Genomic DNA, 9,609 nt, shown 5'->3' on the forward strand with positions numbered 1-9,609 from the left:
ACTATAACGCATAAAAACACCCTCCTTACTGGTTGTCCAGTAAAGAGGGTACATATCAATCACTGACACCGGGGTTATCTCTTTTATTTTCATTCTTATATAATATCCTTAATGGATAAAATGTGACGTTTCATATTTTCAAAATACTGATTCATCATGCGATATGCATTTTCCATGCTGCAATAATGATTCTCTGCAAGATTAAGAAGTGCATCCTCCACCTGGTAAATCATCTTATCATTGATATGGTACTGTAATGCTCCTTTTTCTACCTGAAGATACTTTGTCTTAATCTCAGGCAGTCCCAATGTTTCATTGAGGCTGCTTCCTCTTGCATCTTCTTCCAGTAATATGGAGAGGTTTCTTCTGGAAAGGTTATAGATATGAGCATGTACACGAAATCCGATATGCAAATCGCAGTCATCATATACTTTAAATCCTTCATCACTGCCTGATATATCCATAAAATGCACATTCAGTTCCTTCATAATTGGTTCTATTCCAAGCCTTGCATCCGGGAAGCCTCTATGGCAGACAAAATATATTTCACAGTTTCCAAAGAATCTTCTTACAAACTAGGTCAATTCTACTGCCAGACCCCAATTCGCCATGTTTCCGCAATCCGAAATACAGATTTTTCTACTGGATGTCAGCCCTTTTCCGGTATATCTTGTAATTCCAATATGTTCCAAATCATACCATGCCGGACAACCTGTCATCGCTATATTATCGTAACCATTGTTGCGCAATACATTCACGGTTGCAATATCCCTGCATCCCATCTTCAGGCCTTTTTCCATTGCTTTCTGAAACAGTGCCCTCATAGGTTCTTCAAATTGATAACTATACTGGCTGACCACATCTGAATTGTGTTCCCACCATCCCATGCCAAGGAGCATAACTGGGATTTTAATTTTATTTAAATCATCTGTAACTGGTGCCATCCTTGGATAAAATCCATTACAATATCCAGGTCCACCGGCAAACACTAAAATATCGCAGGCATTTATTTCTGGAAGTTTTTCTTCCAGACTCTGATTTCGATAATATTCCACGATTTCACTGTCTGGATAAAAATATTTCAGTAATGAAATTGCCCGGTTCTTTATCAAAAAATCGCCGGCATTAATAATTGCTCCGTGTAATACAGCTATTTTCATCTCCGTCACCTCTCTTCTTTTATTTTACGTTTCCTTTTAATAGTATCTGTAACTTCTCACCGGATGGCTTGCAGTATACACGATTGACAGAATTAAAAGCAGTACACTGATTCCCGCCAGCACAATGGTTGCAATTGCAAGTCCTTTTTTCTTCGTCTGTAAGCCCTGGAATCCACACCAGAATTCCAGCACAATTATAATTGCTCCGTATGTAATACCAAAGAAGGATAACAGCAGTCCCACCAAGCTGATTACAAAACCTGCAATCGTCCAGTTCTCCCTTGTCTTTCTGGATTTCTCCACAAACTGATTGGCACTGTTCTGTGGCGGGATATACCCCTGCTGTGGTGGCATGCCCTGCTGCATCGGTGCTCCCTGCTGCATTGGCATTCCCTGCTGCATTGGCATTCCCTGCTGTGGTGCCATACCCATCATATCAATGCGATGCAGTTCTACAAACAGCGGTTCTAAATCATCCCGGAAAGATTTCTTTGGAATGGCACCTACAAAGCCTTCCAGCCCTCTTGGTTTCTCAAAAGTTCCCATATATGCCAGCACAATCACCTCTGTTCCATGAATGTAATATTCTATAGAACGTTTTCCCTTCATCCACGGGTCATTAAAGAAATAATAATTGGCATTTGGCTTTGGCATCTGTACATACTGGTTGGCTGCCAGATAATTCTGAATCACCTGGTTAATCACTGCCGGTGCCGCATGCACGCTAAATCTGTATTCTGTTTTTTCTTTGCTCATTTTTCCTTCTCCTTTATATTATGTAAACCGCCTTTATTCCATCGGGCATCCCCGGCGTTCCGGTCCTTCCATGCCGCTTACATACCGGGCATTGAATTCCATATTAATCTCCCGGAGTTCCTTCTCTCCATCAATGTATGCCTGATACATTTCCACGATTCCGGCACTGCATCCATCGCAGGTTGCAGAAATATTTCCCAAGGATTCTGCAACAATTGCCTCACGTTCTTCTTTTGTTGTATCTTTGATTAAATATCCGCTCATCCTTATTCTCCTTACCAATCACTTTTACACAAACAGCTTCTTCACATTTTCAGCATCAAAGGTTACGGATGGCACATGGTCTACTTCGATCTGATAAAGGGCATTGGCTGCTAAATGTTCCGCTGCCTGTTCTAAATCACGGATACCGGAAGTATGCTTAAACTGCTCTACAATTGCATCCAGTCCATCCTCTGTTACAACACATTCACCCTGATGCAGGCCGATTCGTTTTAATACCTTCGGCAGTGCAAACCGGGAGAAGATAATCTTCTTTTCTTCTGATGTATAATCCGGGATATCAATTACTGCAAAACGGGATAAAATCGGTGCACTGATATCGGCTTTATTGTTAGCAGTAGCAATCGGATAAACTCCCACGGTCGGAACCATACATTCCATATAGTTGTCGGTAAATCCAAGGTTATCTAACAAGGTTAACAACACATCTGCCGGGTTTCCGTTTCCTTTGCCGGATGCTGCTTTATCTAACTCATTGATAATAAATACCAGATTGGATTCTCCTGCCATGGAAAATGCTTCCATGATAATTCCAGGCTTTGCATTGGCATAGATACGGGAGCTTCCGGTCAACTGCTCCGGGTCATTGATGGAACTCATATCCAGTGTTGTCCAAGGCAGCTTTAAGATTCTTGCTACCGCATAGGCTATCTGGGATTTTCCGGTTCCTGCCGGTCCCACCAGAAGCAGTCCATATGCCGGCAGGGTATGGGTTCTGTTAATCTGAATGATGGTTTCCATGATACGCTGTTTTACTTTCTCCATGCCATATAACTCTTCATCGAGAATCTTTCTTGCTTCTACCGGATCAATTGCCTCAAAATAATTGCTCTTCCACTGGATATTCATCATAATAGACAATGCTCTCTGGGCATGACGGCGTTCCTCCGGTGATACCTCATGGGAGCGTGCTACTGCAAGGTTTCTTCTCGCCCAGAGGCGGATATTATCCGGCATGGTTCTGCCGGCGCAAGTCATAAAATCGGAAATGCTCTGTAAGCTGGTCAGCTTCATATCATCTCCATTTTCATCCTCTTCTTCCTCGTCCATTTCCTCTGTCGGTGCACTGCTGGCAAGAAGTCTCTCTATCATAAACTGTAAAAATCCATCCTCTGCCGACAATTTGGTTCCTGCACCAAAGGTTGTCTCCCGAATCTTGTATACAGCATACCCGTCTTCCCGGTTTTCTCCGGAAAGGCGCACACTGATATGATTTTCTCCCAGCCATTTAATCAGGCTGACGAAACGTGCATCTACTTTTAAAATATCTGCGCTGTAAGTCTCGCTTTCCTCTTTAAATTCAAAAGCAGTCTGCTGGCTCTGGTTTGCAAACACTCCTCCGGAATGATGTTTCCACTGACGTTTTTTATTATCTAGTACAAGAATCGGCTCATCCGCCGTCTTCTCCTTCTCATTGGACTGAAACGTTGTATAAGTGCATACGGACTCTGTTTTCTTCTCACCCGGTGCATTGCTAAAGTCAAAAACTGGCATTTTTCTCTCTCCTGTATCTTTTTCATAGGTTCTTTCCATATACAAAGACCTTTTCTCTCAGAATACCACAAGGGTTCTGAAAAGAAAAGGTCTATTCATCCACTTATTCTCCGCTTACTCTACACCTTTTAAGGTTTCTACCATATTGAGACTGCGGATTCGTTTTGAGAACATAAAGCTTACCAGCATCGAAATTATCATAACCAGAATACCGGCTATGATATAATCCACCGGTGCCAGTGACAGATTATAATCGAAATTCTCTCCATTGGTATTTATCATTGCATTTAATGACACATTTGCAAGCGGCGCTCCAATAAGGATTCCGATGATGCTCAGCCACAGATTCTGTATGCTCAGTATTTTTCTTATTTTAGAAGATCGTAAACCTAGTACCTTTAATGTTGCAAATTCTTTTACTCTTTCATTAAAGGAAAGGACTCCGGAATTATACAATACCACAACTATCATAAGTATCGAAAATGCCGCCATCATAACAACCATCATATTGATTACCGACATGCTGTTTTCATACGCCGCCTGCATCTCACTTTTACTGTTCACCCCGGTTACATAACTAAGGTCAGCTTTTTCTTCTGCCGCTCTTTCATTTGTCATCAGAAATCCCGGTGTATATTCTGCCCCTGTTTTCTCATAGTCTTCTCTCAGATATGCGATTCCCTGGGACTCAAGGCTCCGGTAAATGGTTCCAACCTTTGCTTCATACCAGGTATTTTTCGTATAAAGATGCCAGTATACGGTATCTCCTACCTTTACATCAAGGTCGGCTGCCAGCTTACGGCTGATGCATTTTTCTTCTTTGCCACTTCTACCTGATTTACCATTACCACTTCGCCATCCAGTTCCTCTGCCATATCGTCTACATCTTCCGTCTTGGCATCTTCTGAAAATTTAATCTGGTACTCACCTACGGTTACGCGATTAAAGTTAATCTCTATCATACTGCCTAAGAGTTCATTACAGCCGACTGCATATATCATCAGCAACATACCGACTGCCGTTCCAATTACACACATAAAGCTTCTTAACTTGGCTCTGGAAATATCCCTGAGATTGTACTGGCTGGTAAAGGAAAGTTTTTTCCAGAATGGCAGTCTCTCAAAAATGCATTTCTTTCCCTTCTTCGGTGCTGCCGGCCGCAATGCCTCTGCCGGCTTAATATGAAGCAGTTTCCGGCAGCTGATATAGGAAGCAAGTACGCATACTGCCACAATGCCTGCTGCAATGATAAAATACATCGGATGGAATACCGAATGCAGACCCGGCACGATATACCAGTTTGCAAACATACCAATGACTGCCGGGCTTCCCCACAAAGTTTCTGCCAACAGTCCAAGAACGACTCCAACTACCGAAACAACAAGACTGAAACTGATATAATGCAGCATGATTTTATGCCGTTTCAAACCAAGGGCATTCATGGTTCCTATCTGGGTACGCTGCTGTTCTACCATTCTTCCCATGGATGTTGCAATTACTAAGATTGCGATTCCCACAAAAATGATCACAAACAGATAGGAAAATGACTGATGCTGCTCTAACTCACTGTCTAACCGCGCCAGTCCCGGAATAGATTTTCTGTCTACAATGGCTGAATAATCACGGTCGATGCTTTTATCTATCATCTGACCTAACTACCGTCGATTTTCCTGCTCCTGACTGTCCTAAAATCACCACAAATTCTCCCTCGTTAATGGTAAAGTTCACATGATTGACTGCATATTGTAGCGCTTCTCCTTCTTTCGTGCAAGTTAGTCGTGTCTAATCGGAATTATAGCACAAAAATAAGGATAACCAAGTTCCGGTTATCCTGTTGAGAAATATTATTATTAATTTTCAAAAAAATTTATTCTGTTAATCCTTTGATTTCATCCACAGATAATCCTGAAATTTCTGCTATCTGCTCCAAAGAAAAGCTGCCCATCCTGAGCATCCGGGTTGCTGCTTTAACAGATGCCTGTTTTTCACCACGTTCGATGCCTTGTGCTAAACCTTTCTCTATACCCTGTTCTACCCCTGCCTCAAACTCCGCTTTGCGAAGTTTCTTTTCTTCTTCCACTTTATCATATTCGAAAATACTCATCGCAACTACCTCCGCACGATTCTTTTTCAGGAAATCAGCAAGTATATTCTCCCGGATGCATTCTGTAACCGCTCGTTCCACAGCATCCTCCAACGGAAGCTGCTCTGCATACTTTCTGACTTTCGCTACATACTGCGCATACTCCTTTAATTTTCGGCAATGCTGCATTAATTCGCAATTATGTCCTTCATTGATATTTAATGTTGTCACAATCAGTTCCAATGCCGGTTCTGCTCCGGTATGTAAAAAAGCATCTGACAGCCGGCTGATGCAACAGTCCTCTAACGGCTCTATTCCATTATAAAAAACAAAAAAGCCGGGAGTCGGAATCTTTTGAATTGCAGATGAATATAACGATTTCCGGTCGATGAGTTTTTGGTATTCCGCTGCAATATAAAACAAGTCCCGAAGAGGAATATTGGGATTTACTGTAGACTGATGTTCATAAAGATAGAGATTCATGTCTAAAATAAATGCCAGATCATTTTTCATTCCCATATAAATAGCATTTTCCAATGTTACAATTTCCAAGTCATCGGGATTGGTATAATTCCGTTTGTTTACCGCATTATAGAGTGACAGAAGTGACTCCCTGTCTGAAAAAATCATACGAAAAATCGTATCCTTATAATTGCGGTTTGCTGCTGGTACTTTCTTTGTCATATGTAGTTCCTCCTTTGATTTGCAGGAAGCTGCTACATACTCCTTTTCCTGTAACTTCTCCTGCTTTTTATTTAATAGATGGTATAAAAAGCATAGATAGATACAGAAATGTCATAACGCTTAAGACTGCCAGAATGGAATAAAAGAAAATGCTATCTGGATTGTATTTTATGCTTTGGATTATTGTATCACAAAGATTTTGTCCCCGGCAATCCTTTTATGAATATTTTAGATTTCTAAGAATCTCTTAAGTTTTATTAATGGGTCCGTTCATATTCTAAGAATTCTTTTGTCTTAGACCAGTACTTGATTCCCCAGTTTTCAAAATTCCATTCTTCCATATAGGCATTACACTCATAATCCACATAATAGAGGACATTTTGCCACAGGATAAAATTTGTAGGGAAATAATCAATATTTGTATGTGCAGCATATAACTTTGTGCACATTTCTTTTACCTGTTGCAGGCAGATTTCCGGCAGTGCGTCCTTTTCCACCTGCTGATAGACAGTGTCTCCCGGAATGTATTCCTTTAAAATGCGTTCCTGTGTCTCATCGATATCAAGCAGCTTTGGCATAGTAATTCCAATTTCCATAAGCCGTTTATAATCCCTTTTTTCAGCCTCTAACTTATTATCAAACTGATAATAACTGCATGGTTCATGGTGAATCTGTTTCAGGACATATTCCTTCTCCCCATCCGTCACAAGATAGGAATAGCCGCCTTTCCCCTTTCCAAGCAGTTTTTTCACTTTATATTCTTTTCCGTTTAATGTCATTACCTCTTCTTCCGGCAGCTCCATTTCCGCTCCGATATCCAGTTTCTTTTCATAAGCCAGCTTATCCTCCATACGGATGCTGCGCTGTTTTCCGGTATCATCCACCAGAAGAATCGTAACCATCGGTTCTTCCCCCTCCGGCCGTCCTTCACAGCCGAATTCATCCTCAATAATATCTGTGATTTTGTATTTTTTCATCTGTTGATTCCTTTCCCGTTACTTCCTTTATTTCTTTTGAAATATCTATGCTTCTATTACGAGACCAACTTTTAACTGCTCCACCATATCGCCTAACTCCTGCTGTAGAATCCGAAAAGCTCTTCCCCCCGTACAGTGACCGGTATAAATCTTTTTTACACTGGTTTCCTTTATTTTTTCTGCCAACTGCCGAATTTCAGTTTCCCCCTTTTGAAAAATGTGGAAGCCACCAATCATCATTTTTGCCGGCTTTTCAAACAGTTTGCTGACCTCATTTATAATATTGTCTGCGCCACCATGCGAACAGCTGTTAAAAATAATAAGACCATCCTCTTCCTCTATTACAAGACTTTGTTCATGGGCAAAATTGTCCGGTCGCCAACGTCTGCCGTCTCTGATATACATTTTATTGGCGGCTCCGATTGTCTCAAGACCTTTTGTCGTATGGGGAATCAGATATACATTTTCATAAAGTTTGTACTTTCCGGTCACATATTCAATTCTATCCTTCTGTCTGGTTAAGATATGTTTTGGAATTCCAATATATTTATGAATAAACCACTTCTTAAAATAACAGTTTTCACCGGTTCCCTTTTGAAGATAAAATTTCGCATTCTCATTTTCTTCAAAAAATGCCTGCATCCCATTTGCATGGTCATAATGGGCATGGGACAATACCCCATAATCCACTGCCCCGATATCCTTTTCCAATGCTTTTGCATTTACCAGAAAACGGTTTGATGCACCCGTATCAAGCAGTATATTTTTTCCTGCCTGTTCGATATAAATGCTCAACCCCCATTCTCCAGTTGCAATTTCCGTTCCTATATTATCTACTAATACAGTTGCTTTCAAATTGAATCCCCCTTTTCTTATCTCATTACTTTTCATTATACCAATTTCCACTATTTCTACAATCATATCCTGGCAGCTTTCTTCCTGCAATTTTCTTCATGCATCTATCATCCATTGTAGTTTCTCCTGTTTCTCGTATTGTTAACTCATATCTTATTTCAGGTTGACATTCAGTTAATTTTTGTTTATCATAAAAAACTGTAAAATTCACACAGATACAAAGGAGACAAACCATGGATGCACTGACACTGGCACAGGAAATTATTGACGGACGACGCATTACGCGAGAGGATGATTTATCCTTTTTTCTTACCTGCGATTTAAAGGAATTATGCGAAGGAGCCGACAAAATCCGTGCTGCAAGAATTGGAGATAAAGTAGATTTATGTTCTATCATAAACGGACGAAGCGGACGCTGTCCGGAAGACTGTAAATATTGTGCCCAGTCTGCACATAACCATACCAACTGTGAAGTATATGACTTCCTGCCGGAAGAAGATATTATCAAAGCCTGCAAAATGAACGAAAGCGAAGGAGTTGACCGATTTTCTATCGTAACTGCGGGAAAAGCACTGACCGGTCCGGAGTTTGAAAAAGCCATTCACGCCTTTGAATCCATGCATCGGGAATGCAAAATCGATTTATGTGCTTCCATGGGATTTTTAGACGAAGAACAACTGCACCGCCTTCATGAGGCAGGCGTTACCAGCTATCATCATAATATAGAAACATCACGCCGGAATTTTCCAAATATCTGCACCACCCATACCTACGATATGAAAATTGAAACTTTAAAGAAAGTAAAAGCGGAAGGCATGTGCGCCTGCTCCGGTGGTATTATCGGAATGGGCGAAACCTGGGAAGACCGTCTGGATATGGCAGTAAGTTTAGCTGAACTGGGCATTGATTCTATTCCAATCAATGCTTTAATGCCAATCCCGGGAACTCCATTAGAAAATCTGCCGCAGTTAAGTGAAGATGATATTCTGCGTACCATTGCATTCTTCCGTTATATCAATCCGGATGCAAATATCCGTCTGGCTGCCGGCCGTGCACTGCTTACCAACGATGGCGAAACTGCTTTTCAGGCTGGTGCATCTGCAACCATTACCGGAAATATGCTGACTACCGTTGCCTGCGCTACCATAAGAAGTGACCGGAAATTGTTAGAAGATTTAGGCAGGGATGTAACTCCGGATTACTGGAAAGAAGCATAATAGATTCTTATGGACCTTTGATAGAAAAAAGGAAGCCGTTCCATGTACCGACCCCTAAAAGTTAGACCAAAAAATCTAACGATTGGAGGTCGGTATTTTTA

At 41.2% G+C, this 9,609-nt stretch carries 12 protein-coding genes; 1 reads left to right on the forward strand and 11 read right to left on the reverse strand.

What is annotated here, in order from left to right; translation table 11 throughout:
* Positions 1-95: 95 nt before the first annotated feature.
* The 11 genes from DWW33_RS15250 to DWW33_RS15305 form a co-directional block, all read right to left on the reverse strand.
* Positions 96-488, reverse strand: a complete 393-nt coding sequence (locus DWW33_RS15250) for a hypothetical protein (protein WP_118639808.1) — start codon at positions 486-488, stop codon at positions 96-98.
* An 87-nt stretch (positions 489-575) separates the two neighbouring features.
* Positions 576-1,160, reverse strand: coding sequence for a polysaccharide pyruvyl transferase family protein (locus tag DWW33_RS15255; RefSeq protein ID WP_118639809.1), 585 nt, complete (start codon positions 1,158-1,160; stop codon positions 576-578).
* A gap of 36 nt (positions 1,161-1,196) precedes the next feature.
* Positions 1,197-1,916, reverse strand: coding sequence for a DUF4190 domain-containing protein (locus tag DWW33_RS15260; protein WP_117841951.1), 720 nt, complete (start codon positions 1,914-1,916; stop codon positions 1,197-1,199).
* 33 nt (positions 1,917-1,949) lie between these two features.
* Entirely contained in the window at positions 1,950-2,180 is a 231-nt protein-coding gene (locus DWW33_RS15265; protein WP_022244117.1) for a hypothetical protein, read from the reverse strand.
* 24 nt (positions 2,181-2,204) lie between these two features.
* The gene (locus tag DWW33_RS15270) at positions 2,205-3,692 is read right to left on the reverse strand and encodes an AAA family ATPase (RefSeq protein WP_118639813.1); all 1,488 of its coding nucleotides are present in this window, start codon (positions 3,690-3,692) and stop codon (positions 2,205-2,207) included.
* Between the two features lie 114 nt (positions 3,693-3,806).
* Positions 3,807-4,310: an ABC transporter permease gene (locus DWW33_RS15275; RefSeq protein WP_118639810.1), complete on the reverse strand. Its 504-nt coding sequence runs from the start codon at positions 4,308-4,310 to the stop codon at positions 3,807-3,809.
* 155 nt (positions 4,311-4,465) lie between these two features.
* Positions 4,466-5,338: an FtsX-like permease family protein gene (locus DWW33_RS15280; RefSeq protein WP_118639811.1), complete on the reverse strand. Its 873-nt coding sequence runs from the start codon at positions 5,336-5,338 to the stop codon at positions 4,466-4,468.
* Positions 5,328-5,420, reverse strand: coding sequence for an ATP-binding cassette domain-containing protein (locus DWW33_RS16300; protein WP_197420783.1), 93 nt, complete (start codon positions 5,418-5,420; stop codon positions 5,328-5,330). Before DWW33_RS16300 ends, DWW33_RS15280 begins: the two co-directional genes overlap by 11 nt.
* Positions 5,421-5,559: 139 nt before the next feature.
* Positions 5,560-6,459 carry a hypothetical protein gene (locus tag DWW33_RS15290; RefSeq protein WP_118639812.1) on the reverse strand — a complete coding sequence of 300 codons (900 nt, stop codon included), beginning with the start codon at positions 6,457-6,459 and terminating at the stop codon, positions 5,560-5,562.
* Between the two features lie 257 nt (positions 6,460-6,716).
* Positions 6,717-7,436 (reverse strand): hypothetical protein, encoded by a 720-nt coding sequence (locus tag DWW33_RS15295; RefSeq protein ID WP_330419838.1) that lies wholly within the window; start codon positions 7,434-7,436, stop codon positions 6,717-6,719.
* Positions 7,437-7,481: 45 nt separating this feature from the next.
* Entirely contained in the window at positions 7,482-8,291 is an 810-nt protein-coding gene (locus tag DWW33_RS15305; protein ID WP_118639814.1) for an MBL fold metallo-hydrolase, read from the reverse strand.
* A gap of 233 nt (positions 8,292-8,524) precedes the next feature.
* Between DWW33_RS15305 and bioB the strand changes: the two genes are divergently transcribed.
* Positions 8,525-9,508: a biotin synthase BioB gene (bioB, locus tag DWW33_RS15310; protein ID WP_022244125.1), complete on the forward strand. Its 984-nt coding sequence runs from the start codon at positions 8,525-8,527 to the stop codon at positions 9,506-9,508.
* The last annotated feature ends 101 nt before the right edge of the window (positions 9,509-9,609 follow it).

The organism is Roseburia sp. AF15-21, from assembly GCF_003479505.1.
GTDB lineage: Bacteria > Bacillota > Clostridia > Lachnospirales > Lachnospiraceae > Roseburia_C > Roseburia_C amylophila.

Excerpts from the sequence above, each read along its gene's own strand:
- DWW33_RS15250 (WP_118639808.1), bottom strand. The coding sequence starts at position 488 with ATGAAGGAACTGAATGTGCATTTTATGGATATATCAGGCAGTGATGAA.
- DWW33_RS15255 (WP_118639809.1), bottom strand. The coding sequence starts at position 1,160 with ATGAAAATAGCTGTATTACACGGAGCAATTATTAATGCCGGCGATTTT.
- DWW33_RS15260 (WP_117841951.1), bottom strand. The coding sequence starts at position 1,916 with ATGAGCAAAGAAAAAACAGAATACAGATTTAGCGTGCATGCGGCACCG.
- DWW33_RS15265 (WP_022244117.1), bottom strand. The coding sequence starts at position 2,180 with ATGAGCGGATATTTAATCAAAGATACAACAAAAGAAGAACGTGAGGCA.
- DWW33_RS15270 (WP_118639813.1), bottom strand. The coding sequence starts at position 3,692 with ATGCCAGTTTTTGACTTTAGCAATGCACCGGGTGAGAAGAAAACAGAG.
- DWW33_RS15275 (WP_118639810.1), bottom strand. The coding sequence starts at position 4,310 with ATGACAAATGAAAGAGCGGCAGAAGAAAAAGCTGACCTTAGTTATGTA.
- DWW33_RS15280 (WP_118639811.1), bottom strand. The coding sequence starts at position 5,338 with ATGATAGATAAAAGCATCGACCGTGATTATTCAGCCATTGTAGACAGA.
- DWW33_RS15290 (WP_118639812.1), bottom strand. The coding sequence starts at position 6,459 with ATGACAAAGAAAGTACCAGCAGCAAACCGCAATTATAAGGATACGATT.
- DWW33_RS15295 (WP_330419838.1), bottom strand. The coding sequence starts at position 7,436 with ATGAAAAAATACAAAATCACAGATATTATTGAGGATGAATTCGGCTGT.
- bioB (WP_022244125.1), top strand. The coding sequence starts at position 8,525 with ATGGATGCACTGACACTGGCACAGGAAATTATTGACGGACGACGCATT.